At 50.5% G+C, this 26,731-nt stretch carries 21 protein-coding genes; 15 read left to right on the top strand and 6 right to left on the bottom strand.

What is annotated here, in order from left to right; all coding sequences use genetic code 11:
• Window positions 1-618, top strand: coding sequence for a dimethylsulfoxide reductase iron-sulfur subunit DmsB (dmsB, locus tag LY264_RS16250; protein WP_003831905.1), 618 nt, complete (start codon window positions 1-3; stop codon window positions 616-618).
• Window position 619: 1 nt separating this feature from the next.
• Window positions 620-1,483 (top strand): dimethyl sulfoxide reductase anchor subunit family protein, encoded by an 864-nt coding sequence (locus LY264_RS16245; RefSeq protein WP_071692606.1) that lies wholly within the window; start codon window positions 620-622, stop codon window positions 1,481-1,483.
• A 111-nt stretch (window positions 1,484-1,594) separates the two neighbouring features.
• Here LY264_RS16245 and ycaC read toward each other — a convergent pair whose 3' ends face one another.
• Window positions 1,595-2,221, bottom strand: a complete 627-nt coding sequence (gene ycaC, locus LY264_RS16240) for an isochorismate family cysteine hydrolase YcaC (protein ID WP_003035746.1) — start codon at window positions 2,219-2,221, stop codon at window positions 1,595-1,597.
• Window positions 2,222-2,606: 385 nt separating this feature from the next.
• On the opposite strand from ycaC, the gene LY264_RS16235 reads away from it, so the two are divergent.
• Together LY264_RS16235 and LY264_RS16230 are read left to right on the top strand one after the other, a co-directional pair.
• Window positions 2,607-3,755 carry an MFS transporter gene (locus LY264_RS16235; RefSeq protein WP_003831907.1) on the top strand — a complete coding sequence of 383 codons (1,149 nt, stop codon included), beginning with the start codon at window positions 2,607-2,609 and terminating at the stop codon, window positions 3,753-3,755.
• Window positions 3,756-3,968: 213 nt separating this feature from the next.
• Complete coding sequence (locus tag LY264_RS16230; protein ID WP_048225891.1) at window positions 3,969-5,390, top strand: APC family permease; 1,422 nt, start codon at window positions 3,969-3,971, stop codon at window positions 5,388-5,390.
• A gap of 54 nt (window positions 5,391-5,444) precedes the next feature.
• Here LY264_RS16230 and LY264_RS16225 read toward each other — a convergent pair whose 3' ends face one another.
• The 5 genes from LY264_RS16225 to ycaO all read right to left on the bottom strand — a co-directional run bounded on the left by LY264_RS16225 (window position 5,445) and on the right by ycaO (window position 12,741).
• Window positions 5,445-6,239: a PA3715 family protein gene (locus tag LY264_RS16225; RefSeq protein ID WP_048225889.1), complete on the bottom strand. Its 795-nt coding sequence runs from the start codon at window positions 6,237-6,239 to the stop codon at window positions 5,445-5,447.
• Between the two features lie 86 nt (window positions 6,240-6,325).
• Window positions 6,326-7,066, bottom strand: coding sequence for a pyruvate formate lyase 1-activating protein (gene pflA, locus LY264_RS16220; RefSeq protein WP_003035751.1), 741 nt, complete (start codon window positions 7,064-7,066; stop codon window positions 6,326-6,328).
• A 310-nt stretch (window positions 7,067-7,376) separates the two neighbouring features.
• Window positions 7,377-9,659 (bottom strand): formate C-acetyltransferase, encoded by a 2,283-nt coding sequence (gene pflB / locus LY264_RS16215; protein ID WP_003035753.1) that lies wholly within the window; start codon window positions 9,657-9,659, stop codon window positions 7,377-7,379.
• A 59-nt stretch (window positions 9,660-9,718) separates the two neighbouring features.
• The gene (gene focA, locus LY264_RS16210; RefSeq protein ID WP_003831909.1) at window positions 9,719-10,576 is read right to left on the bottom strand and encodes a formate transporter FocA; all 858 of its coding nucleotides are present in this window, start codon (window positions 10,574-10,576) and stop codon (window positions 9,719-9,721) included.
• 404 nt (window positions 10,577-10,980) lie between these two features.
• A complete protein-coding gene (gene ycaO, locus LY264_RS16205) occupies window positions 10,981-12,741 on the bottom strand; it encodes a 30S ribosomal protein S12 methylthiotransferase accessory factor YcaO (protein WP_048225887.1) in 1,761 nt (586 codons plus the stop codon).
• 135 nt (window positions 12,742-12,876) lie between these two features.
• Here ycaO and LY264_RS16200 point away from each other — a divergent pair, with 135 nt between their 5' ends.
• From LY264_RS16200 to LY264_RS16150, 11 genes are all read left to right on the top strand, one after another.
• Window positions 12,877-13,569, top strand: a complete 693-nt coding sequence (locus LY264_RS16200) for a DUF421 domain-containing protein (protein ID WP_048225886.1) — start codon at window positions 12,877-12,879, stop codon at window positions 13,567-13,569.
• A 212-nt stretch (window positions 13,570-13,781) separates the two neighbouring features.
• Window positions 13,782-14,870, top strand: coding sequence for a 3-phosphoserine/phosphohydroxythreonine transaminase (gene serC, locus LY264_RS16195; protein WP_032942886.1), 1,089 nt, complete (start codon window positions 13,782-13,784; stop codon window positions 14,868-14,870).
• Window positions 14,871-14,940: 70 nt separating this feature from the next.
• On the top strand, window positions 14,941-16,224 hold the full coding sequence (aroA, locus tag LY264_RS16190; RefSeq protein WP_048225884.1) for a 3-phosphoshikimate 1-carboxyvinyltransferase: 1,284 nt from the start codon (window positions 14,941-14,943) through the stop codon (window positions 16,222-16,224).
• A gap of 140 nt (window positions 16,225-16,364) precedes the next feature.
• Entirely contained in the window at window positions 16,365-17,126 is a 762-nt protein-coding gene (gene loiP / locus LY264_RS16185; RefSeq protein WP_048225883.1) for a metalloprotease LoiP, read from the top strand.
• 171 nt (window positions 17,127-17,297) lie between these two features.
• On the top strand, window positions 17,298-17,981 hold the full coding sequence (gene cmk, locus LY264_RS16180) for a (d)CMP kinase (RefSeq protein WP_003035772.1): 684 nt from the start codon (window positions 17,298-17,300) through the stop codon (window positions 17,979-17,981).
• Between the two features lie 113 nt (window positions 17,982-18,094).
• Window positions 18,095-19,768, top strand: a complete 1,674-nt coding sequence (gene rpsA, locus LY264_RS16175) for a 30S ribosomal protein S1 (protein ID WP_003035776.1) — start codon at window positions 18,095-18,097, stop codon at window positions 19,766-19,768.
• Between the two features lie 159 nt (window positions 19,769-19,927).
• Entirely contained in the window at window positions 19,928-20,212 is a 285-nt protein-coding gene (gene ihfB / locus LY264_RS16170) for an integration host factor subunit beta (protein ID WP_003035780.1), read from the top strand.
• A 206-nt stretch (window positions 20,213-20,418) separates the two neighbouring features.
• A complete protein-coding gene (locus LY264_RS16165; protein ID WP_048225881.1) occupies window positions 20,419-22,683 on the top strand; it encodes a ComEC family protein in 2,265 nt (754 codons plus the stop codon).
• Between the two features lie 36 nt (window positions 22,684-22,719).
• Window positions 22,720-24,468, top strand: a complete 1,749-nt coding sequence (gene msbA / locus LY264_RS16160; RefSeq protein WP_048214571.1) for a lipid A ABC transporter ATP-binding protein/permease MsbA — start codon at window positions 22,720-22,722, stop codon at window positions 24,466-24,468.
• Window positions 24,465-25,442 carry a tetraacyldisaccharide 4'-kinase gene (gene lpxK, locus LY264_RS16155; protein ID WP_048225879.1) on the top strand — a complete coding sequence of 326 codons (978 nt, stop codon included), beginning with the start codon at window positions 24,465-24,467 and terminating at the stop codon, window positions 25,440-25,442. Before msbA ends, lpxK begins: the two co-directional genes overlap by 4 nt.
• Window positions 25,443-25,483: 41 nt before the next feature.
• Window positions 25,484-26,716 (top strand): winged helix-turn-helix domain-containing protein, encoded by a 1,233-nt coding sequence (locus LY264_RS16150; RefSeq protein WP_048225877.1) that lies wholly within the window; start codon window positions 25,484-25,486, stop codon window positions 26,714-26,716.
• Window positions 26,717-26,731 lie beyond the last annotated feature (15 nt).

The raw sequence follows: 26,731 nt of genomic DNA, 5'->3' as shown, positions 1-26,731 counted from the left end.
ATGACAACCCAGTATGGATTTTTTATTGATTCCAGCCGTTGCACCGGTTGCAAAACCTGCGAACTGGCGTGCAAAGATTTCAAAAATTTAACCCCTGAAGTCAGCTTCCGCCGCATTTATGAGTACGCGGGAGGTGACTGGCAGGAAGACAACGGCGTCTGGCATCAGAACGTCTTTGCCTATTACCTCTCCATTGCGTGTAACCACTGTGAAGACCCGGCCTGTACCAAGGTGTGTCCGAGCGGTGCGATGCACAAACGTGAAGATGGTTTTGTCGTTGTCGATGAAGATGTGTGCATCGGCTGCCGCTATTGCCACATGGCCTGTCCTTACGGCGCACCACAGTATAATGCTGACAAAGGGCACATGACCAAATGCGATGGCTGCCATGAGCGCGTCGCTGAAGGTAAGAAACCTATTTGCGTCGAGTCCTGTCCACTGCGTGCGCTGGATTTTGGCCCAATTGATGAACTGCGCAAAAAACACGGTACTTTGGCTGCGGTTGCGCCACTGCCGGGCGCGCACTTTACCAAACCGAGCATTGTCATCAAACCTAACGCCAATAGCCGCCCGACCGGGGATACCACAGGTTATCTGGCTAATCCGAAGGAGGTGTAAGATGGGAAGTGGATGGCATGAATGGCCGCTGATGATCTTCACGGTCTTTGGACAGTGTGTGGTTGGCGGTTTTATTGTTCTGGCGCTGGCGTTGATGAAAGGGGGCTTACGCCCAGAATCGCAGCAACGCGTAATTACCTGCATGTTTGGGCTTTGGGTATTAATGGGCATTGGTTTTATTGCCTCTATGCTCCACCTGGGCTCACCGATGCGCGCCTTTAACTCACTCAATCGCGTTGGGTCATCTGCGTTGAGTAACGAAATTGCCAGCGGCTCACTCTTCTTTGCCGTTGGCGGTATCGGCTGGCTGTTGGCTATGTTGAAGAAAATGTCGCCCGCATTACGCAATCTGTGGTTAGTTGTCACCATGGTGCTGGGTGTGGTTTTTGTCTGGATGATGGTGCGCGTGTATAACACCATCGATACCGTACCGACCTGGTACAGCGTCTGGACACCGCTGGGCTTCTTCCTGACGATGTTTATGGGCGGTCCGCTGCTGGGATATCTGTTACTGAGAATTGCTGGCGTGGATGGTTGGGCGATGCGCCTGCTGCCGGCTATATCAGTGCTTGCTCTGGTCGTGAGCGCTATCATGTCGGTAATGCAAGGGACTGAACTGGCGACGATCCACAGTTCGATTCAACAGGCGTCTGCACTGGTTCCGGATTATGGCTCGCTGATGGCCTGGCGGATCGTGGCACTGGCGTTAGCGCTGTGCTGCTGGATTGTTCCGCAAGTCAAAGGTTATCAACCCGCAATACCACTGCTTTCCGTCGCATTTATTCTGCTGATAGTCGGTGAGCTGATTGGTCGTGGCGTGTTCTATGGCCTGCATATGACCGTCGGCATGGCGGTTGCAAGCTAATCCATACCTGGCCGGATGGCGGCTCGCACCTATCCGGCCTACACGATCTGTAGGCCTTCAAGCTGCGCGTCATCCGGCATTATGTCACGCCAGGTTTTTCGCCCCGGTTTTTTACTTCTGTTTGGTTAACGTGTCGTAGCTGGTCATCAGATTGCGATAATCTGGAATGTGATTAGAGAACAACGTCGCCAGACCTTCGATATCGTTGCGCCAGTCGCGGTGCAGTTCGCATGCTACTCCGAACCATGTCATCAATTGAGCGCCTGCTTGAGACATCCGATCCCATGCTGAATGGCGGGTAATTTCATTAAACGTGCCTGAAGCATCGGTGACAACAAAGACGTCAAAACCTTCTTCAATAGCCGAGAGCGCTGGGAAAGCGACGCAAACCTCCGTCACGACACCAGCGATAATCAGCTGCTTTTTGCCGGTCGCTTTTACTGCTTTCACGAAATCTTCGTTATCCCATGCGTTAATGTTTCCTGGGCGAGCAATGTAGGGCGCATCGGGAAATTGAGCTTTCAGTTCCGGTACCAGCGGTCCGTTTGGTCCTGTCTCAAAACTGGTTGTCAGAATGGTTGGGAGGTTGAAGTATTTTGCTAAGTCACCGAGCGCAAGCACGTTGTTTTTAAATTTATCGGGATCGATATCCCGAACCAGAGAGAGCAGGCCAGCCTGATGGTCGACCAGCAGTACTGCCGCATTGTCTTTATCAAGTCTTACGTAAGGTTTAGTCATGGTATTTCTCCTGTTCAGTATCAGTGGGGGAAATTTGATGAGTTTAAGTCTACGAAAAGAACGATATTTGGATTAGATAGATAAATAAGAACTCACTGTTCTATTTTGAAGACAATGCAGCTCAGCATCCCGAATACAGTTTAGTAAGAAATAAAAGTAAGGGGAGTCCATGAAATTTTTCGACTGAACGTAACGCGAGATTTTTGTTTTAGATCAATAAAAACAAGCAGATGTGTTTTTGTGTTTTTTATCTATTCACATTAAGAATCAGTAATGCAAATCGATCGACCAGAAAGCGCCTCAGCCCTCTGATTCCGCCGATTGACAATGTTTTTAGCAGTGGCATGATGCGCATGAAATTTGAACTTCCTCACGGTTTTTATTCATGTCCACCTATACCCGTCCCGTCATGCTATTGCTGTGCGGGCTACTTCTGTTGACCCTGGCGATCGCCGTGTTAAACACGCTCGTCCCGCTTTGGCTCGCCCATGAAAATCTGCCTACCTGGCAGGTAGGCGTGGTGAGCTCGTCTTACTTTACCGGTAATCTGGTAGGGACGTTGCTGACAGGGTATTTAATAAAACACCTTGGTTTTAACCGCAGCTATTACATCGCCTCGCTTATTTTTGCCGCGGGCTGTGTCGGGTTGGGGATTATGGTGGGATTCTGGAGCTGGATGACATGGCGTTTTATCGCCGGTGTTGGCTGCGCCATGATCTGGGTGGTCGTGGAAAGCGCGCTGATGTGCAGCGGGACGTCCCGTAATCGCGGACGGTTACTTGCCGCCTATATGATGATCTATTATGTGGGAACGTTTTTAGGCCAACTGCTGGTTAGTAAAGTATCAACAGAATTGATGAACGTCCTGCCGTGGGTGACGGGTACTATCCTGGCGGGTGTTTTGCCACTGCTCTTTACGCGCATTGCTAATCAGCAGGGCGATGAACAGCAGTCTACGCCTATTGTCTCCATGCTGAGGTTGCGTCAGGCACGCCTGGGCGTTAATGGCTGCATTATTTCCGGGATCGTGCTGGGGTCTTTGTATGGCCTGATGCCGCTGTATCTCAACCATCAGGGGGTGAGCAACGCCAGCATTGGTTTCTGGATGGCGGTTCTGGTAAGTGCCGGTATTCTGGGGCAATGGCCGATTGGCCGTCTGGCGGATAAGCTGGGACGTCTGCTGGTTTTACGAGTCCAGGTCTTCGTGGTGATCGTCGGGAGTATCGCCATGCTGAATCAGGCGGCGATGGCGCCCGCGTTGTTTATGTTGGGTGCGGCAGGCTTTACCCTCTATCCGGTCGCGATGGCCTGGGCCTGTGAAAAGGTGGAACATCATCAGCTGGTCGCCATGAATCAGGCATTGTTATTGAGCTATACCGTGGGTAGCCTGCTGGGACCTTCGTTTACTGCGATGCTGATGCAGAATTATTCAGACAGCTTGCTGTTTATCATGATCGCCAGCGTATCGTTTATTTATTTACTGATGCTGTTGCGTAAGACTGGCCATACGCCCAATTCTATTGCGCACATTTGACCTGATTTAACAGAATATGAACAGGTTCCCATACATACTGTTTATGTATGCTTTATGGGAACCTGCATTATTTAATCGCACACGTCTGTCCTGAAAATAAAGTGTGCAGAAGGTTATAGTTTTACATCCTGCCGTTTCCGCTCGCTCATTTTACCGCGCATAATCCCACGCCTCATATATTGATAATCAAAAAGCTTCCACAAAGGATTGCGTATGGCTGGTGTGCAGGAAAAACAATTGCGATGGTACAACATTGCATTGATGTCATTTATTACCGTCTGGGGTTTTGGTAACGTCGTTAACAACTATGCTAATCAGGGATTGGTTGTTGTCTCCTCCTGGATATTTATTTTCGCGCTCTATTTTATTCCTTATGCGTTGATCGTCGGGCAGCTTGGCTCAACCTTTAAAGAGGGTAAAGGCGGAGTCAGTACCTGGATTAAACATACCATGGGGCCAGGGTTGGCCTATCTTGCTGCCTGGACCTATTGGGTTGTGCATATACCTTATCTGGCGCAAAAACCGCAGGCTATTCTGATTGCGCTGGGATGGGCGCTGAAGGGCGATGGTTCGTTGATTAAAGAGTACACCGTCGTGGCGTTGCAGGGGCTGACGCTGGCGCTGTTTGTCTTTTTCATGTGGGTTGCGTCCCGTGGCATGAAGTCACTGAAAATTGTTGGGTCAGTTGCTGGCATCGCGATGTTTGTGATGTCCATTTTGTATGTCGTGATGGCGGTAACCGCGCCTGCAATTACGGATGTGCAAATAGCGACAACCAATATCACCTGGGAATCGTTTATCCCACACATCGATTTTACCTACATTACCACGATCTCCATGCTGGTCTTTGCCGTGGGCGGTGCGGAGAAAATTTCGCCATATGTTAATCAGACCCGTAATCCGGGCAAAGAATTTCCAAAAGGGATGCTCGTTCTGGCTGTTATGGTAGCGGTATGCGCGATTCTCGGGTCGCTGGCTATGGGAATGATGTTTGACTCCCGGCATATTCCAGATGACCTGATGACGAATGGTCAATATTACGCCTTCCAGAAATTGGGTGAGTATTATGGTATGGGTAATTCGCTGATGGTTATTTACGCGATTGCCAATACGCTGGGACAGATTGCGGCATTGGTATTTTCTATTGATGCACCGCTTAAAGTTCTGCTGGGTGATGCTGATCATAAATATATTCCCGAGAGCCTGTGTAAAACCAACGCTTCCGGTACGCCGGTAAATGGTTATATTCTGACGCTGGTGCTGGTGGCGATTTTGATTATGTTGCCAACGCTGGGAATTGGCGACATGAACAACCTGTATAAATGGCTATTGAATCTTAACTCTGTCGTGATGCCATTGCGTTATTTATGGGTGTTTGTGGCGTTCATTGCCGTTATTCGCCTGGCGCAAAAATATAAATCGGAATATGTCTTTATTCGCAACCGCTCGCTTGCGATGACCGTGGGGATCTGGTGCTTTGCCTTTACCGCATTTGCCTGTCTGACCGGGATCTTCCCGAAAATGGAAGCCTTTACCCCTGAATGGACATTCCAGCTCACGCTGAATATTGTGACGCCATTTGTGCTGGTTGGACTGGGATTGATTTTCCCGCTACTGGCGAGAAGAGGACGCTAAAGACAAGTGTGGCAGAAGAGCAGGAGATAGTGATGCTATCTCCTGCTTTGCTTCTCAAAACAACGGGGACAGTTCTTTTGGGATGGCATACTGTTTGCCATCATAACGCAGCACCCAACTGGCTTTCCCCGGTTTATCCTTTGATGCGCACTGCTCGTTGGCGTCTGTATAGGCCGTTGATTCCACGTTTTTCTCGTTTACCCGAATATCGGTGTACCCATTATGTGAATCAGGCGCAAGGGCAAGGGTACGTTTAATATCGTGGAATGTTCCCACACAGTTTCCGTCCCATTCACCGGTGCTATTCTCAAGTACGATTCCGTTTAATACCGCCCGTAGTTGATTATTTTCAATAACAAACAGCGATAGCGCATCTTCACTATAAGGATTTACACGGGAACTGCCGGTGCGGGTGACTCGCAACCCAAATGCGGTCTGATCTGGGGTAACTTTCCAGCGCGCAGTATCCAGCGCCAGACCGGTAATTTGAATGGCATCGTCATTCATACGTTCGGGCAGGCGTAGCCGCTGTTTTACGTCGAGGCTTGTGGAATCCAGTACCAGAAGCTCCAGATCGCCAATGCGATCGTAATCGCTATATTGTTGTGCCATCAGCGGGATCGCCGCTAAGGTCAGTTCCGGGTGGGCTGGCCAGACACGGCAAATTGCGCTTTGCGGTGAGTTACCTGTGATTTCGATAACCTGATTATGCTGTGTGAGTAGCTTGCCTTCCGCTGTCGGTTTTGCATCCGGCCACGCATGTTGCACAATGGCGTTGATATCACAGTTGCTGGCGGCATTTACGTATTGGGCAGATAACAGCAACATGCCAGAAATGAATAACCGCATGGCGTCCTTTCCTTTAATTCGAGTGGTTGTCGCTTAGATAGCAAAACGGCTGCCGTTCAGGGCAGCCGTTTCGTGGTGGCTAAAACTCAATACATCACTTTATGTCCATATTGCTCGAGAATGCCCTTCACGCGCTCCATGGTCTCTTTCTTCGGTGGTTTGACACCATCCAGTTTGTACTCTTCGCCCATTGCTACCCATTTGTGTTTGCCCAGCTCGTGGTAAGGCAGCAGCTCGATTTTTTCAACGTTACCCATATCGCGGGTAAATTCGCCGAGGCGGTGTGCGGAGTCATCGTCATCAGACCAGCCAGGTACGACAACATAGCGGATCCACACTTTGATGTCTTTGTTTGACAGGTAACGCGCGAACTCCAGCGTACGATGGTTAGATACGCCGACCAGATTCTGATGGATTTCATCGTTCATCTGTTTGAGGTCGAGCATGACCAGGTCGGTGACTTCCAGCAGCTCATCGATCACCGGATCGTAGCGGCGAACAAAACCGTTGGTATCCAGACAGGTATGAATACCTTCTTTTTTACAGGCGCGGAACCAGTCACGTACGAATTCAGCTTGCAGGATAGCTTCGCCGCCAGATGCCGTCACGCCGCCGCCGGATGCGTTCATAAAGTGGCGATAGGTCACCACCTCTTTCATTAATTCGTCGACGGTGACTTCTTTACCGCCGTGTGTATCCCACGTGTCGCGGTTATGGCAATACAGGCAGCGCATCAGGCAGCCCTGAAAGAAGGTAATAAAGCGGATGCCCGGGCCATCAACAGTGCCACAGGATTCAAAGGAGTGAATGCGACCAATAACTGACATTGCGGTGTTTCTCCAGGTGTGGCCCATCCGGGGCCAGTGTTAGTGCACAGTTATTAACTGTGTCGAGTCTGTTTTGGCTGCTATCCATACTTTTCGTCTTTCAAGCTGCATCTTTGTTAGCTTCCTTCGCTCACCCCAGTCACGTACTTCTGTACGCTCCAGGGGATTCACTCCGTTGCCGCCTCAATGCAACTCGAAATCCATCGAGTATATAAGTATAGATAGCTGACAAAGCAGGCTATTAAAAAGGCCCCACTTACGTGGAGCCTTTATTGTACGCTTTTTAAAGTACGATTTCAGTCAAAACCAATTACATGGTCTGAGTGAAGGTACGAGTAATAACGTCCTGCTGCTGTTCTTTAGTCAGGGAGTTAAAACGTACTGCGTAGCCAGAAACGCGGATGGTCAGCTGCGGATATTTTTCCGGATGTTCCATCGCATCCAGCAGCATTTCGCGGTTCATGACGTTCACGTTCAGGTGCTGACCACCTTCGATGGACGCTTCGTGGTGGAAGTAACCATCCATCAGACCAGCCAGGTTGGTCTTACGAACTTCGTCGTCTTTACCCAGAGCGTTCGGAACGATAGAGAAGGTGTAAGAAATACCATCTTTAGCGTAAGCAAACGGCAGTTTAGCAACGGAGGTCAGAGAGGCAACAGCACCTTTCTGGTCACGACCGTGCATTGGGTTAGCACCCGGTCCGAACGGCGCGCCAGCACGACGACCATCTGGGGTATTACCAGTTTTCTTACCATAAACCACGTTAGAGGTGATGGTCAGAACAGACTGAGTCGGGATAGCGTTACGATAAGTAGTCAGTTTCTGAATTTTCTTCATGAAACGTTCTACCAGGTCAACCGCCATGTCATCAACGCGAGAGTCGTTGTTACCAAACTGCGGGTATTCGCCTTCGATTTCGAAGTCGATAGCCAGACCGTCTTCGTCACGAATCGGTTTAACTTTCGCATATTTGATTGCAGACAGGGAGTCAGCAGCAACGGACAGACCAGCGATACCACACGCCATAGTGCGGATAACGTCACGGTCGTGCAGCGCCATCAGAGAGGCTTCGTAGCTGTACTTGTCGTGCATGTAGTGGATAACGTTCAGCGCGGTGACGTACTGTTTAGCCAGCCAATCCATGAAGTGATCCATGCGGTCCATAACTTCGTCGAAGTTCAGAACGTCGCCTTTGATCGGTTCAGATTTAGGACCAACCTGCATTTTCAGTTTTTCATCAACGCCACCGTTGATTGCGTACAGCATGGTTTTCGCCAGGTTTGCACGCGCACCGAAGAACTGCATTTGTTTACCAACAACCATCGGGCTTACGCAGCAAGCGATAGCGTAGTCGTCGTTGTTGAAGTCCGGACGCATCAGGTCATCGTTCTCATACTGCAGAGAAGAGGTGTCGATGGACACTTTAGCGGCGAATTTCTTGAAGTTCAGAGGCAGTTTTTCAGACCACAGAACAGTGATGTTCGGCTCCGGAGAAGGACCCATGGTGTACAGGGTGTTCAGGAAGCGGAAGCTGTTTTTGGTAACCAGAGTACGGCCATCAACGCCCATACCACCGATTGATTCAGTTGCCCAAATCGGGTCACCGGAGAACAGTTCATCATATTCAGGAGTACGCAGGAAACGAACCATACGCAGTTTCATGACCAAGTGGTCGATCATTTCCTGTGCGTCTTGCTCGGTGATTTTGCCTGCTTTCAGGTCACGTTCGATGTAAGCATCCAGGAAGGTGGATACGCGACCGAAGGACATTGCTGCACCGTTCTGAGATTTAACTGCGGCCAGGTAGCCGAAGTAAGTCCACTGGATAGCTTCCTGAGCGTTGGTAGCCGGACCAGAGATATCGCAGCCATATTTAGCAGCCATTTCTTTGATCTGACCCAGAGCGCGGTGCTGTTCAGCGATTTCTTCACGCAGACGGATTGTTGCTTCCAGGTTTACGCCGTTTTCCAGATCGGACTGCAGAGAGACGAACTGAGCGTATTTGTCTTTCATCAGGTAGTCGATACCGTACAGCGCAACGCGACGGTAGTCACCGATGATACGGCCACGGCCATACGCATCTGGCAGACCAGTCAGAACACCGGATTTACGGCAGTTCAGAATGTCTTTGGTGTAAACATCGAATACGCCCTGGTTGTGGGTTTTGCGGTATTCGGTGAAGATTTTTTTCAGCATCGGGTCCAGTTCGCGATTGTACGCTTTGCAGGAACCTTCAACCATTTTGATGCCGCCAAACGGAATGATCGCACGTTTCAGCGGAGCTTCAGTCTGCAGACCAACAATCTTCTCGAGCGCTTTGTTGATGTAGCCAGCGTCGTGAGAAGTGATGGTAGAAGCAACGGAGGTGTCAAAGTCAACAGGCGCGTGAGTGCGGTTTTCCTGTTTAACGCCTTCCATCACGCTGTCCCACAGTGCAGTGGTCGCATCAGTTGCGCCAGCCAGGAAGGACTCGTCACCCTCATACGGAGTGTAGTTTTTCTGAATGAAGTCACGTACGTTTACTTCATTCTGCCAATCACCTTTGGTAAAACCTTCCCAGGCTGTGGCTAACTTTTCATTAAGCTCGGACATGTAACACCTACCTTCTTAAGTGGATTTTTTATTTACTGCGTGTAATGGGCATCAACAGATTAATGATGATCGTTACCACGCAGATAAATGACCCAGTATGTCAACCCGACCAACAAACCGCCGCCGATAATGTTACCGATCGTAACCGGAATCAGGTTATCGGTGATGAAATTCATCACGGTCAGGTGAGAAAAATTCTCCGGAGAAGACCCAACTGCGGTCCAGAATTCCGGGGTGGCGAAATCGCGTATTACAATACCCATAGGGATCATAAACATGTTTGCGATACTGTGCTCAAAACCGCTGGCAACAAACATTGCGACCGGTAATACCATAATAAACGCTTTGTCCATCAGGCTGCGGCCCGAGTAGCTCATCCATACGGCCAGACACACCATCAGGTTAGCCAGGATACCAAGGCTCACTGCCTCAACAAAAGTATGGTGCACTTTGTGGTCGGCTGTTTGCAGAACGTTGAGCCCCCATGCGCCGTTGGCGGTCATATACTCGCCAGAAAGCCACATGAGTAACACAAAGATCAGGGCGCCAATCAGGTTGCCGACATAAACGTTAAGCCAGTTTTTCGCTAACTGACCCCAGGTAATACGACCACTGGCTTTAGCAACGACGATCAGTACGGTTGAAGTGAAGAGGTCTGCACCGCAGACAACACAAAGGATCAGCCCCAGGGAAAAGCAGATACCACCTACTAATTTCGCCATGCCGAAAGGCATAGTACCAGTGCCGGTTGTGGCGGTGATATAGAAAACAAAGGCAATTGAAATGAATACACCGGCAGTAATTGCCAGATAGAACGTCTTAAGCGGATGTTTCGTTGCTTTATAGACGCCTGCTTCTTCGGCAACTTTGGCCATTGCAGCAGGTAGAATAAGATCAAAAGGGTTGTCAGCTTTCACACTAACTCTCTCTTTATTAAGTCGGCGACGAGATACTAACAAAGCATTATAGATGAGAATTTGATATAGATCATATCTCGCCTGGCTTATAGGCCCGCAAGACGCATGGTTTTTATGCGATTACGGTGTAACATGTTGATTATCCATATAAAAATAAATTTTAAAAATTATAAAGTGAGTTGAATTTTTTCTTTCAGCCTCCTATGGTGCGGTTAATTAAAATGGAGTAATTGAGATAAAAAACCACATTAATAAGCTAATTTTTTTAATATCAACTACTAATATTTAACCTTGTTTTTACATTTATTTTTTGGTTTGACCAAAATAAAAAACGGGGCGCTTTAAGCGCCCCGTAATATAGCTCAGACAATACATTTAGCCTACTCGAGGCAAGTTGTTTGTCACTATTTTGACCAGTGTGCCGCTTTCGCGCGTTGCAATTTCTCATAGGCTTTCAGCAGAGACTGATGTGCCGGGAATGCGTGCAGATCGCTGTCTACTGGCTGAAGTCCATAAAACGGCGCTTCACCACTCAGTGCCGCACTTGCCGCTTCAACCGCCTCAGCGCCGTACATGCGGACGAATGCGTTCAGATACTGCAGCGGCTGACGGTCTTCTTCCTGAGACAGCAGCAACAATGTTTGCAGGCAGCGATAGTAGTTTGCACGTTCCGTGCTAAAGACGGAGGCGTTAAATTCCATCGTCCATTCGGTCCACACCAAGGCCTGCTCCAGATCGCCACCGGCCAGCGCCAGCATCACTTTAAGCTCGCCAATACGCAGGGTGTACCAACCGTTATCCGCACCGGTCGCCAGACCGAGCAGCTCGCGCACGCGGGTGAAGTCGTCAAAACCTTCTTCATCCAACTGTTCAATCAGATTGAGGTAGTCTTCTTTATCCCACTCACTGCCTGGCAGAGAAAGAATGGTGTCACGCAGATGGGTGCCCATAGCGTTGTTGGCTAACCACAGATCTTCTGCCGGATAGATGTCAGACATTCCCGGAACAATAATGCGGCACGCGTAAACGCCCAGGTGCTCATAGTCAGCGATATACACTTCTTTATCTTCAGCATTGAAGATGGCCATCAGGGTGGCGAACTCTTCTTCCGTGGTGCCGGAGAAATTCCAGTCAACGAACGGATAGTCGGCATCCTGCTTGAACAGATCCCAGGAGATCAGACCGCTGGAATCGATGAAGTGAGTTTCAAGGTTGGTATGTTCTGCCACTTCCTCATCGTCGAAGGTCGGTGGGGTGAAGACATCAAGATCCTTCAGACCACGGCCCTGCAGCAGTTCAGTCACGGTACGCTCCAGCGCAACGCCGAAATCCGGGTGTGCGCCGAAGGAGGCAAAGCAGGTACCGTTGACCGGGTTGAACAGGACAACGCAAATCACCGGATACTTGCCGCCCAGCGAGCCATCGTAGGCAAAAATTGGGAAACCTTCCGCTTCCAGTGTGGCGATGGACTCCACCACTGCCGGATAGCGCGCCATCACCTCGGCCGGGATTTCCGGCAGGCTGATGCTTTCGGCGATAATACGGTTCTTCACATGGCGCTCAAAGACTTCAGACAGGCCCTGAACGCGAGCTTCGTTAGGTGTGTTACCCGCAGACATGCCGTTAGAAACATACAGGTTGCCGATAATATTCATCGGAATGTAGACGGTCTGGTTATCAGACTGGCGGGTAAACGGCAGGCCACAGACGCCACGCTCTTCATTACCAGACTGTAGATCGATAAGCATGCTGCCGGCCAGTTCGTTATCTGGATCGTAAAACGCACGCAGACGTGCATCCAGTAAACCTTCTGGAACATCGTCGTCTTCAGTCAGCGGGAACCATTTTTCGTTCGGATAATGCACGAACGGGCCATTGGCGATAGTTTCGCCCAGCCAGAAATCTGCAAAGAAGTAGTTAGTCGACAGACGCTCAAAGTATTCACCCAGCGCAGAAGCCAGCGCCGCTTTTTTTGTCGCACCTTTACCGTTGGTGAAGCACAGCGCGCATTCTTTGTCGCGAATATGTACAGACCAGACGTTAGGGACGGGATTCAACCACGAAGCTTCTTCAATTTGAAAACCAAGGTCGAGTAATTTTTGCTGGAAGCGAGCGATGGAGTCTTCCAGAGCGGCATCTTTGCCGGGGATAAATGTTTGCGTCATGAAAATCACTTTTGTCGTACGGAAAGCGCGCAATGATACGGGTTTTCAATGAACGGCGCTATCGCCGCCGGAGCCCAGGCGTAAATAAAACTATTGGCTATGCTTTCACACAGTCAACAATGTTAAGAGCACAAAATGAAAGCATTCGATTTACAGCGTATGGCACTGGATAAGGTGCCAATGGAGTTTCTTGGTGAGGTTGCGCTGCGCAGTCTCTATACCTTTATATTGGTTTTTCTGTTTTTAAAGCTTACAGGGCGGCGTGGCGTACGGCAGATGTCGCTTTTTGAAGTGCTGATTATTCTTACGCTGGGCTCTGCGGCGGGCGATGTTGCGTTTTATGACGATGTGCCGATGATTCCGGTGCTGGTGGTTTTTATTACCCTGGCGCTGCTTTATCGTCTTGTCATGTGGCTGATGTCACACAGCGAAAAGCTGGAAGATCTACTGGAAGGCAAGCCAGTGGTCATCATTGAAGACGGCGAGCTGGCATGGTCAAAGCTCAATAGCGCCAATATGACGGAATTTGAATTCTTTATGGAACTGCGTTTGAACGGCGTGGAGCAATTGGGACAAGTGAAACTGGCTATTCTGGAGACGAATGGGCAAATCAGCGTCTACTTCTTTGCCGATGAAGACGTAAAGCCGGGGCTCAGTATTTTGCCTAAACGTTGTACGCAACGATTTAAAGTAATACCTGAAGCAGGGGACTATGCCTGCATACGTTGTAGCGAAGTGGTGCAAATGAAGGCCGGAGATCATCAATTATGTCCGCGCTGTGCAAATCCAGAATGGTCGAAGGCCAGTCGGGCAAAACGGGTTACCTGACAGCAAAAATCTCGGTTTTTACCCGTCAATCCGATAGATTCTGTTGTGTGACCGATGACACATTTTTACCCTTGCCAGTTTTACCCATTGCGGCGCGTGTCACTGAATGATAAAACCGATATCCACAGGAATAACTTATACCAATGTCTGTCACCGGATTATCGTCAATGACAGGATGTTGATTGGACAACAACACAACGTGGTGAGGGGAAATGGCTCAGGTCTTCAATTTTAGTTCTGGTCCGGCAATGTTACCGGCAGAAGTACTTAAACTGGCTCAACAGGATCTTTGTGACTGGAACGGTCTTGGCACGTCAGTGATGGAAATTAGCCACCGTGGCAAAGAATTCATCCAGGTCGCAGAGGAAGCGGAGCAGGATTTTCGCGATCTTCTCAGCATCCCCTCCAACTATAAAGTGTTGTTCTGCCATGGCGGTGGTCGCGGGCAGTTCGCGGGTATCCCGTTAAATATTCTGGGCGATAAAACCACCGCGGATTACGTCGATGCCGGTTATTGGGCCGCCAGCGCAATTAAAGAAGCGAAAAAATACTGCACGCCAAACGTTATTGATGCCAAAGTCACCGTGGACGGCCTGCGTGCTGTTAAGCCGATGAGTGAATGGCAGCTTTCTGATAACGCGGCATACCTGCACTATTGCCCGAACGAAACCATCGATGGCATTGCGATCGATGAAACGCCGAATTTTGCCAGCAACGTTGTGGTCACGGCGGATCTGTCCTCCACCATTCTTTCCGCACCGCTTGACGTTAGCCGTTATGGCGTAATTTATGCCGGGGCACAGAAAAATATCGGCCCGGCCGGTCTGACGATTGTCATCGTCCGTGAAGATTTACTGGGTAAAGCTCATGTCTCATGCCCGTCAATCCTCGACTATACCGTGCTGAATGACAACGATTCCATGTTCAATACGCCGCCAACCTTTGCCTGGTATCTGTCTGGCCTGGTCTTTAAATGGCTGAAAAAGCAGGGCGGTGTTAATGCGATGGATAAAATTAACCAGCAAAAAGCGGAATTGCTCTACGGCGTAATCGATAACAGCGATTTCTACCGTAACGATGTGGCGAAATCCAACCGTTCACGCATGAACGTACCGTTCCAGTTGGCTGACAGCGCATTGGATAAACTGTTCCTGGAAGAGTCTTTTGCTGCGGGCCTGCACGCGCTGAAAGGGCATCGTGTAGTCGGCGGTATGCGTGCGTCCATCTACAATGCCATGCCGCTTGAAGGTGTTAAAGCACTGACCGATTTCATGGTCGATTTCGAACGCCGCCGCGGCTAATCTGCTGTACTTTTCATCCCCACAGCCCGTCTGTGGGGTTTTTATGTCTGTTTTTTGAGAGTCGAGTTTCATGGAATCCCTGACGTTACAACCCATTGCGCGGGTGGATGGCACCATCAATCTGCCTGGATCCAAAAGTGTTTCTAACCGCGCTTTGCTGCTGGCTGCATTAGCCAATGGCACCACTGTCCTGACCAATCTGCTGGACAGCGATGATGTTCGCCATATGCTCAATGCTCTGAATGCGTTAGGGATTAGCTATACCCTTTCTGCCGATCGTACCCGCTGCGAGATAGTTGGCAATGGCGGTGCGTTGCACGCAGAAGGTGCAGTTGAGCTGTTCCTTGGCAACGCCGGAACCGCAATGCGCCCACTGGCCGCAGCGCTATGTCTGGGCAGCAATGACATCGTGCTGACGGGCGAACCGCGCATGAAAGAGCGCCCGATTGGCCATTTGGTTGATGCGCTGCGCCAGGGCGGAGCCAAAATTGACTATCTGGAGCAGGAAAACTATCCACCTTTACGTCTGCGCGGTGGCTTTACCGGAGGGCAGGTTGAGGTAGACGGTAGCGTTTCCAGCCAGTTCCTTACTGCGCTGCTGATGACTGCGCCGCTGGCGCCGCAGGATACGACGATCGCAATTAAAGGTGAACTGGTATCCAAACCCTACATTGATATCACACTGAACCTGATGAAAACGTTTGGTGTTGAAATTGAAAATCAAAACTACCAGCGCTTTGTCGTGAAGGGGCAGCAGCAGTATCAGTCACCGGGAGCATACCTGGTTGAAGGCGATGCTTCTTCCGCTTCCTATTTCCTCGCGGCGGGTGCTATTAAAGGCGGTACGGTAAAAGTTACCGGGATTGGCCGCAACAGCATGCAGGGTGATATTCGTTTTGCCGATGTACTGGAAAAAATGGGTGCGACCATTACATGGGGCGACGATTTTATTGCCTGTACTCACGGCGAGTTGAACGCAGTGGATATGGATATGAACCATATTCCTGACGCGGCGATGACCATTGCAACGGCGGCGCTGTTTGCGAAAGGCACCACGACTTTACGTAACATCTACAACTGGCGTGTCAAAGAGACCGATCGTCTGTTCGCGATGGCGACGGAGTTACGCAAAGTGGGCGCGGAAGTGGAAGAGGGGCATGACTTTATCCGCATCACCCCGCCTGCGACATTGCAATTTGCGGACATCGCGACCTACAACGATCACCGCATGGCAATGTGTTTCTCGCTGGTGGCGTTGTCTGACACGCCGGTGACCATTCTTGACCCAAAATGTACCGCCAAAACCTTCCCGGATTATTTCGAACAGTTGGCTCGTATTAGTACATCTGCCTGATTCTCCCGGAACGCCGATCCTCCCGGACTGGCGTTCCGAGGTCCGTAACCGCACTGTTTTTATGCTTTCAACTAATGCTAATTTGTTGATGATTTAACTTATTTATTTGTTTTTACTATAAATATCAACGGAAGATTAGCATGAAGCATAAATCACTCTTTTTGGCGTTAGCAGTTTCCGCCACGTTGCTGGCTGGTTGTAAAAATGGTGTGAATGGCGACCTTGTTGCCAGTTCCGGTATGGCTGCTTATAAAGCAGCGACACTTTCTGATGCTGATGTCAAAGCCCTCTCTAACAGTTCATGTAAGCAGATGGATAGCGAAAATCAGCTGGCGGGCGCGAAAAGCAAGTACACTAAGCGCCTGAATAAAATTGCGAAAGCGTTGGGTAATAACATTGATGGAACGCCAGTTAACTATAAAGTTTATATGACCAGTGATATCAATGCCTGGGCAATGGCGAATGGATGCGTACGTGTTTATTCGGGCTTGATGGACCTGATGACTGACAATGAAATAGAAGGCGTGCTGGGTCATGAGCTGGGCCATGTTTCTTTAGGGCACTCGCGTAAAGCAATGCAGACCGCGTATGCCACTCTGGCTGCGCGTGATGCTATTTCTGCGACCAGCGGCGTCGCTTCTCAGCTTTCCCAGTCTCAGTTGGGCGATTTGGCAGAAGGCGTGATTAATTCAGCGTTCTCCCGTAGTCAGGAATCAGATGCGGATGACTTTTCCTATGACTTGCTGAAAAAACGCGGTATTGACCGCCAGGGCTTAGTGACTGCGTTTGATAAGTTTGCCACGATGGACGCAGGCCATGCCAAATCACTGATGGATTCTCACCCAGCATCTGACGATCGCGCTCAGCATATGCGTGAACGTATCGCTGCAGATAAAAAGTAAATCAGTGTCATCTTCCGGGCTGGTTTCTCACCAGCCCGCTATAATTGCGCAATTCTTCCTCATATCGTTACAGACTAATCGGGTTTTTACACTCTGTGTTAACGATTATTTGCGTTGGCGCGTATAATGCGCGGCGTTCACGTTAACGTATGCCCGTTTAAGGAGAAAAAGATGACGGCAATTGCCCCGGTTATTACCATTGATGGCCCAAGCGGTGCAGGTAAAGGCACCTTGTGCAAGGCAATGGCGGAAGCATTGCAGTGGCATCTGTTAGATTCAGGCGCGATCTACCGCGTACTGGCGCTCGCAGCGTTACATCACCATGTTGATGTCACATCTGAAGATGCTCTGGTACCGCTTGCCTCACACCTGGATGTGCGTTTTATCTCAACAGACGGCAACCTGGAAGTCATTCTTGAAGGTGAAGATGTCAGCGGTGAAATCCGCACTCAGGAAGTAGCGAATGCCGCCTCTCAGGTTGCGGCGTTTCCCCGCGTGCGTGAAGCGCTTTTACGTCGTCAACGCGCGTTTCGCGAAACCCCTGGCCTGATTGCCGATGGACGTGATATGGGCACCGTGGTGTTCCCGGATGCGCCGGTGAAAATTTTTCTGGACGCCTCCTCGCAAGAACGTGCGCATAGACGTATGCTACAGTTGCAGGAGAAGGGCTTTAGTGTTAACTTTGAACGCCTTTTGGCCGAGATCGAAGAACGCGATTATCGCGATCGTAACCGTGCTGTAGCGCCGCTGGTTCCCGCTGCTGATGCTTTAGTTTTGGATTCAACCCGATTAAGCATTGAGCAAGTGATTGAAAAAGCGTTACAATACGCGCGCCAAAAACTGGCTCTCGCTTAAGTGCGACCGAATTTGCAGTACCCCCGTTGCAATGGATTGACAGCGGGTATGTTAAACAACCCCATCCGGCATGGAGCCAGGTGGACGTTAAATATGAAACCTGAAGATTAAACATGACTGAATCTTTTGCTCAACTGTTTGAAGAATCCTTAAAAGAAATCGAAACCCGTCCGGGTTCCATCGTTCGTGGTGTTGTTGTTGCTATCGACAAAGACGTAGTACTGGTTGACGCTGGTCTGAAATCTGAGTCCGCCATTCCGGCAGAGCAGTTCAAAAACGCCCAGGGCGAGCTGGAAATCCAGGTTGGTGACGAAGTTGACGTTGCTCTGGATGCAGTAGAAGACGGCTTCGGTGAAACCCTGCTGTCCCGTGAAAAAGCTAAACGTCACGAAGCTTGGATCACGCTGGAAAAAGCTTACGAAGAAGCTGCAACCGTTACTGGTGTTATCAATGGCAAAGTCAAGGGTGGCTTCACTGTTGAGCTGAATGGTATTCGCGCGTTCCTGCCGGGTTCCCTGGTAGACGTTCGTCCGGTCCGCGACACGCTGCACCTGGAAGGCAAAGAGCTTGAATTCAAAGTCATCAAGCTGGATCAGAAGCGTAACAACGTTGTTGTTTCCCGTCGTGCCGTTATCGAATCCGAAAACAGCGCAGAACGCGATCAGCTGCTGGAAAACCTGCAGGAAGGCATGGAAGTTAAAGGTATCGTTAAGAACCTCACTGACTACGGTGCATTCGTTGATCTGGGTGGCGTTGACGGCCTGCTGCACATCACCGACATGGCATGGAAACGCGTTAAGCATCCGAGCGAAATCGTAAACGTTGGCGACGAAATCACTGTTAAAGTGCTGAAGTTCGACCGCGAGCGTACTCGTGTATCTCTGGGCCTGAAACAGCTGGGCGAAGATCCATGGGTAGCTATCGCTAAGCGTTATCCGGAAGGTACCAAACTGACTGGTCGCGTGACCAACCTGACCGACTACGGCTGCTTCGTTGAAATCGAAGAAGGCGTTGAAGGCCTGGTTCACGTTTCCGAAATGGATTGGACCAACAAAAACATCCACCCGTCCAAAGTTGTTAACGTTGGCGATGTAGTGGAAGTTATGGTTCTGGATATCGACGAAGAACGTCGTCGTATCTCCCTGGGTCTGAAGCAGTGCAAAAACAACCCATGGCAGCAGTTCGCGGAAACCCACAACAAGGGTGACCGTGTTGAAGGTAAAATCAAGTCTATCACTGACTTCGGTATCTTCATCGGCCTGGACGGCGGCATCGACGGCCTGGTTCACCTGTCTGACATCTCCTGGAACGTTGCAGGCGAAGAAGCAGTTCGTGAATACAAAAAAGGCGACGAAATCGCAGCAGTTGTTCTGCAGGTTGACGCAGAGCGTGAGCGTATCTCTCTGGGCGTTAAACAGCTCGCAGAAGATCCGTTCAACAACTGGGTTGCACTGAACAAGAAAGGCGCAATCGTAAACGGTAAAGTCACTGCAGTTGACGCTAAAGGCGCAACCGTAGAACTGGCTGACGGCGTTGAAGGTTACCTGCGCGCTTCTGAAGCTTCACGTGACCGCGTTGAAGATGCAACTCTGGTTCTGAGCGTAGGCGACGACGTTGAAGCTAAATTCACCGGCGTTGATCGTAAGAACCGTGCAATCAGCCTGTCTGTTCGTGCTAAAGACGAAGCTGATGAGAAAGATGCAATCGCAACTGTTAACAAACAGGAAGATGCTAACTTCTCTAACAACGCAATGGCTGAAGCTTTCAAAGCAGCTAAAGGCGAGTAATATCGAGTGCTCTAAATCCTTTGTGCTGTTAACGGCACAAAGGGTGACGAGTAGCTTGACAGATTACAGGATTCGTCCTGTAATCAATGACAAAGGGCGGCTACGGCCGCCCTTAATCAATGCAGCAGCTAATTATGCCTTTAAGGAACCGGAGGAATCATGACCAAGTCAGAATTGATTGAAAGACTTGCAACCCAGCAACCTCATATTCCCGCGAAAGCGGTTGAAGATGCAGTTAAAGAGATGCTGGAACATATGGCCTCGACTCTTGCGCAGGGCGAGCGTATTGAAATCCGCGGTTTCGGCAGCTTCTCTTTGCATTACCGCGCACCACGCACCGGACGTAATCCGAAGACCGGCGATAAAGTGGATCTGGAAGGGAAATACGTTCCGCACTTTAAACCAGGTAAAGAACTGCGCGATCGCGCCAATATTTACGGTTAAGTTTTTAGCGAGACTTAACGCCGAGAAAAGCACCCAAATGGGTGCTTTTTTCATTTCTGTTCACCTATCCTGGAATCCTCATCCTAGTTAATTTGTACGTTACAACCATCACTAAATGTCTGCGGAACTCAGGTCGTATAACGATAAATTGATGCCAGACAACCGTCGAAGAGTACTGCACACTCCCTGTAACAGGGAGGTGATTGATGAAAATAACAACGGTGAGTATCTGCGCATTACTCGGCATTCTCCCACTCATGCTATTACCTATGCTGCCAGGCATGTTGTGTATCGGCATTGTATTTTGTCTGGCATGTCTGCTCTGTTTTCTCCCCTACAAATATATGCGTTCCGCCGGACTAACCCTGTTGTTTTTTCTTTGGGGAATCCTGGCCGCGAAAGAGGCTCTGTGGGCCGGTAATATGCTGCCTGCGAAAACCCAGCAAGCCATTGTGCGGATAACCGGAACTGACAATATGACAACGCACTATGGCCAGATCACTCACCTTCAGGGGAAACGAATCTTTCCTGCACAAGGAATCGTCTTGTACGGGCAGTATTTACCCGGTGATGTTTGTGCGGGTCAGACATGGGCGATGACGTTGAAAGTCCGCGCTGTACACGGTCAATTAAACGAAGGCGGATTTGATAGCCAGCGTTACGCATTGGCGCAGCATCAACCGCTGACGGGACGATTCTTGCAGGCTTCGGTAATCACACCAAAATGTAGTTTGCGTTCGCGGTATCTCGCCTCGCTGAAAACGGCACTCACCGACTATCCCTGGCAGCAGGTCATACTGGGTCTGGGAATGGGGGAGCGCTTGTCTGTGTCACAAGAGGTGAAAACGATTATGCGTGATACCGGCACGGCTCATTTGATGGCTATCTCCGGGCTGCATATTGCGTTTGTTGCATTACTGACCGCAGGATTGATACGTGCTGGACAATTTTTTATGCCAACAAGGTGGATTTGCTGGCAGATGCCATTAGTGGGTGGGATTGTCTGTGCCACATTTTATGCCTGGCTGACGGGGCTGCAACCCCCGGCATTACGAACGGTTGTTGCGCTGCTAGTCTGGGGGGCGCTGAGACTTAGCGGCAGGCAGTGGAGTGGATGGTCGGTCTGGATCTGCTGTCTGGCAGCCATCGTGGTGGTGGATCCTGTTGCTGTTCTTTCGCAAAGCCTATGGTTGTCTGCATCCGCCGTTGCGGCACTGCTGTTCTGGTACCAATGGGTACCGCTCCCGGACTGGTCGCTGTCGCGTGCTGGACGTCAATTTCTGGCGCTGGCGCATCTGCAAATGGGTATTACGCTTATGCTTCTTCCCGTACAAATCGCAATGTTTCACGGTTTTAGTCTGACCTCGTTTCTGGCTAATTTGTTTGCCGTCCCTTTGGTCACGTTTGTTTCCGTACCCTTGATATTAGCAGGCATGATCGTGCATTTAGCCGGGACGGTGATGGTTGAATCAAGCCTGTGGTATCTAGCGGATCGTTCTCTGGCGCTGCTATTTTGGGGGCTCAGAAGTCTGCCTCAAGGGTGGATCAATATTGATGCACGCTGGCAATGGCTGGCATTTTTACCCGGAATGATGATTATCGCATGGCGACTAAATATCTTGCGTACGCTACCGGTGGTCTGTTTCTCTGTGCTCCTTTTGCTGAGTGGGCCGCTTTGGCGTGCACCGCGTACTGATGTGTGGCAAGTGCATATGCTGGATGTCGGGCAGGGGCTGGCGATGGTGATCGCGCGAAATGGGAAAGCGCTGCTTTACGATACCGGTCTGGCATGGCCTGAAGGCGATAGCGCACAACAGCTGATTATTCCCTGGTTGCGTTGGCATAATCTGGAGCCAGAAGGAATTATTTTAAGCCATGAGCACATGGATCACCGCGGCGGGTTGCACTCCTTACAACAAGCCTGGCCGTCGCTATGGGTAAGAAGTCCGCTGAGCTGGAAAGGTCATCTCCCGTGTTTTCGCGGAGAGCATTGGCAATGGCAAGGGTTAACCTTCAGTGCGCACTGGCCTGTGCGTGGAAATACAGACCGGGGGAATAACCACTCCTGCGTGGTTAAGGTCGATGACGGATATCAGAGTATTCTGCTGACCGGTGATATCGAATCTCCTGCTGAACAAAAAATGCTAAGTCACTATTGGCAGCACCTTCAGTCGACGGTGATGCAGGTTCCACATCATGGCAGCAATACTTCATCATCACTGGCACTCATTCAGCGGGTTGACGGGCAGGTCGCACTCGCCTCTGCATCCCGTTACAACGCCTGGCGTCTGCCGTCCTGGAAAGTGAAGCAACGTTATCGGCAACAAAATTATCAATGGCTGGATACCCCCCATCAGGGGCAGATTACGCTGGATTTTTACCAAAAAAACTGGCGCATACGCAGCATGCGGGATCAGATTTTACCTCGTTGGTATCATCAGTGGTTTGGCGTGTCGGAGGATAACGGGTAGAATATGCGGCTATTCTAACAAATGCTGGTTTTTTGAATGCATAACGATAAAGATCTCTCTACGTGGCAGACGTTTCGCCGACTATGGCCAACCATAGCGCCTTTTAAATCGGGTCTGATCGTGGCGGGTATAGCGTTAGTCCTTAACGCGGCCAGCGATACCTTCATGTTATCGCTCCTTAAACCATTACTGGATGATGGTTTTGGTAAAACGGATCGCTCGGTGCTGCTGTGGATGCCGCTGGTGGTCATTGGGCTGATGATAGTTCGTGGCTTAACCAGCTATGTCTCCAGCTACTGTATCTCATGGGTGTCAGGCAAAGTGGTCATGACCATGCGCCGCCGCCTGTTTGGCCATATGATGGGCATGCCCGTCTCCTTTTTTGATAAACAGTCTACAGGGACATTGTTATCGCGTATTACCTATGATTCAGAACAGGTTGCGTCATCGTCTTCCGGCGCGCTGATCACCGTGGTACGTGAAGGGGCCTCAATCATTGGCCTGTTTATCATGATGTTCTATTACAGCTGGCAGCTGTCACTGATCCTGATTGTACTGGCGCCAATTGTGTCAGTGGCAATCCGTGTGGTTTCCAAGCGCTTTCGTAGCATCAGTAAAAACATGCAAAACACCATGGGTCAGGTTACGACCAGTGCGGAGCAGATGCTGAAAGGCCACAAAGAAGTTCTGATTTTTGGTGGTCAGGAAGTCGAAACCAAGCGCTTTGATAAGGTCAGCAACAAGATGCGTTTGCAGGGTATGAAGATGGTTTCCGCTTCTTCTATCTCCGACCCTATCATCCAGCTGATTGCGTCTTTGGCACTGGCCTTCGTGTTATATGCGGCTAGCTTCCCAAGCGTAATGGAAAATCTGACAGCAGGGACAATTACGGTTGTCTTCTCCTCAATGATCGCATTAATGCGTCCGTTGAAATCGCTGACCAACGTCAACGCGCAGTTCCAGCGCGGTATGGCGGCATGCCAGACCTTATTTACGATTCTGGATAGCGAACAGGAGAAAGATGAAGGTAAACGTGTGATCGAGCGTGCTACCGGCGATCTCGAGTTCCGCAACGTGACGTTCACTTATCCGGGACGTGAAGTACCGGCTCTGCGTAACATCAACCTGAATATTCCCGCGGGTAAAACCGTTGCTCTGGTTGGCCGTTCGGGCTCAGGGAAATCCACCATCGCCAGCCTGATTACGCGCTTCTACGATATTGATGAAGGGCAGATTCTGATGGACGGACACGATCTGCGCGAATATACCCTGGCATCACTGCGCGATCAGGTTGCGTTGGTTTCGCAGAATGTGCACTTGTTTAACGATACGGTTGCCAACAACATCGCCTATGCGCGTACCGATATGTACAGCCGTGAGCAGATCGAAAAAGCGGCACAGATGGCCTACGCTATGGATTTCATCAACAAGATGGATAATGGCCTGGATACGGTGATTGGTGAAAACGGCGTCCTGCTTTCCGGCGGACAACGTCAGCGTATCGCTATCGCCCGTGCCTTGTTGCGTGACAGCCCAATTCTGATCCTTGATGAAGCAACATCGGCTCTTGATACTGAATCTGAACGCGCGATTCAGTCTGCGCTGGATGAGCTACAGAAAAACCGTACTTCTCTGGTCATTGCTCACCGTCTTTCAACCATTGAACAAGCCGACGAAATCATCGTGGTGGAGGATGGTCTGATTGTCGAACGCGGAACCCATAGCGAGCTGATTGAGCAGCGCGGGGTGTATGCGCAATTACACAAAATGCAATTTGGTCAATGATCGCACGTATCTGGTCTGGTGAATCGCCGCTGTGGCGATTGTTACTTCCACTCTCCTGGCTGTATGGCCTGGTGAGTGGTGCGATCCGCTTATGCTACAAGTTAGGGCTTAAACGCGCATGGCGCGCGCCAGTCCCGGTAGTGGTGGTCGGAAACCTTACCGCGGGCGGAAACGGTAAAACGCCGGTGGTGATTTGGTTGGTTGAACAACTGCGACAACGCGGGATTCGCGTGGGTGTGGTATCGCGTGGATATGGCGGGAAAGCGACTGCTTACCCGCTGTTGCTAACAGCTGATACTACTACCGCAGAAGCGGGCGATGAACCTGTGCTGATCGCCCAACGTACCGGCGTGCCGGTAGCGGTATCCCCGGTAAGATCGGATGCGGTAAAAGCCATTTTGGCCCAACACGACGTGCAGATTATTGTGACGGACGATGGACTACAGCACTATCGTCTGGCGCGAGATGTTGAAATCGTAGTCATTGACGGCGAACGTCGGTTTGGCAACGGCTGGTGGCTTCCCGCTGGTCCAATGCGGGAACGCGCAGGTCGCCTTAAATCGGTGGATGCGACTATTGTTAACGGTGGCGTTGCGCAACCAGGGGAAATCCCTATGCGACTTGAACCGGGGCTGGCCGTTAATTTACGTACAGGTGAACGCCGTGGTGTGGCGCAATTGTCCAATATTGTCGCCATGGCGGGCATTGGTCATCCACCGCGTTTTTTTGCCACGCTGAAAGCATGTGGTGCTAGCGTGCAAAAAAGCATTGCGCTGGCAGACCATCAGTCTCTGACCTACAGTGACGTCAGTGCGTTTGTAGACGCCGGGCAAACGCTGGTCATGACGGAAAAAGATGCGGTTAAGTGCCGGGAATTTGCCGATGAAAACTGGTGGTATTTACCTGTTGATGCACATTTGTCAGGCGATCGGCCTGATGTATTGCTGAATAGCTTAATCTCGCTGACTCGCTAACTGATTCACGCTGCGGCAGCGAATCATTTATGAGGCCATAAATGTCGTTGCCGCGCCTTTCTCTGACGGATGCCCGTCATCTTCACCTTGCTGCTCAAGGTCTGCTGAAAAAAACACGCCGCCGGGCAACCCCGGCAGATATTCTCGCGACCATTTCGCGCATGTCGTTACTGCAAATCGACACCATCAATATTGTGGCGCGCAGTCCTTACCTGGTGCTGTTTAGTCGTTTAGGCGATTATTCCCCCCAATGGCTGGACGACTCGTTACAGCAGGGCGAACTGATGGAATACTGGGCGCACGAGGCCTGTTTTTTGCCGCGCAGCGATTTTATGCTGATTCGTCACCGCATGCTGGCCCCGGAGAAAATGGGCTGGAAATATAAAGCGGCGTGGATGAAAGAACATGCGCATGAGATTGAGCAACTGCTCCAGCACATCCAGCATAACGGGCCGGTACGCTCAGCTGATTTTGAGCATCCACGCAAAGGGACCAGCGGCTGGTGGGAATGGAAACCGCAGAAGCGTCATCTTGAAGGGTTGTTCACTGCCGGGAAAGTGATGGTCGTGGAACGGCGTAATTTCCAGCGAGTGTATGATTTAACCCATCGCGTCATGCCGCACTGGGACGATGAACGCGACCCACTTTCGCAAGAAGATGCTGAAAGTGTCATGCTGGATAACAGCGCCCGCAGTCTGGGGATTTTCCGCGAACAATGGCTGGCAGACTACTACCGCCTGAAGCGCCCGGCGCTAAAAAACTGGTGCAACGAACGGGCAGAACAGCGGCAGATTATTCCTGTCGACGTTGAGGGGCTAGGAGCCTTGTGGCTGCATAGCCACCTTCAGCCGCTGCTTGAACAGGCGCTGGCGGGCAAATTAACGGCGACTCACAGTGCAGTATTATCACCTTTTGATCCGGTGGTCTGGGATCGTAAACGGGCAGAGCAGCTATTCGATTTTAGCTATCGGCTGGAGTGTTACACGCCAGCACCAAAACGTCAGTACGGTTATTTCGTCTTACCGCTGCTGCATCGCGGACAGTTAGTTGGGCGGATGGATGCCAAAATGCACCGCAAAACAGGTGTGCTGGACGTTATTTCGCTGTGGTTACAGGATGGGGTTAAGCCTGGAGTGACGTTGCAAAAAGGATTGTTTCAGGCGATTGACGATTTTGCCCGCTGGCAGCAGGCAGCACGCGTGACGCTGGGACGTTATCCTGAAGGTTTATTTGCTGATGCACGCCATGGTTGGGAAATAGACCCAGCCCTTTAAGCGATTATGTTAATA

The sequence above is a fragment of the Citrobacter portucalensis genome (genome assembly GCF_023374935.1).
Taxonomy (GTDB): domain Bacteria; phylum Pseudomonadota; class Gammaproteobacteria; order Enterobacterales; family Enterobacteriaceae; genus Citrobacter; species Citrobacter portucalensis.
Note: the sequence above shows the minus strand (reverse complement) of the source record. Positions and strands in the feature narration are given on the sequence as shown.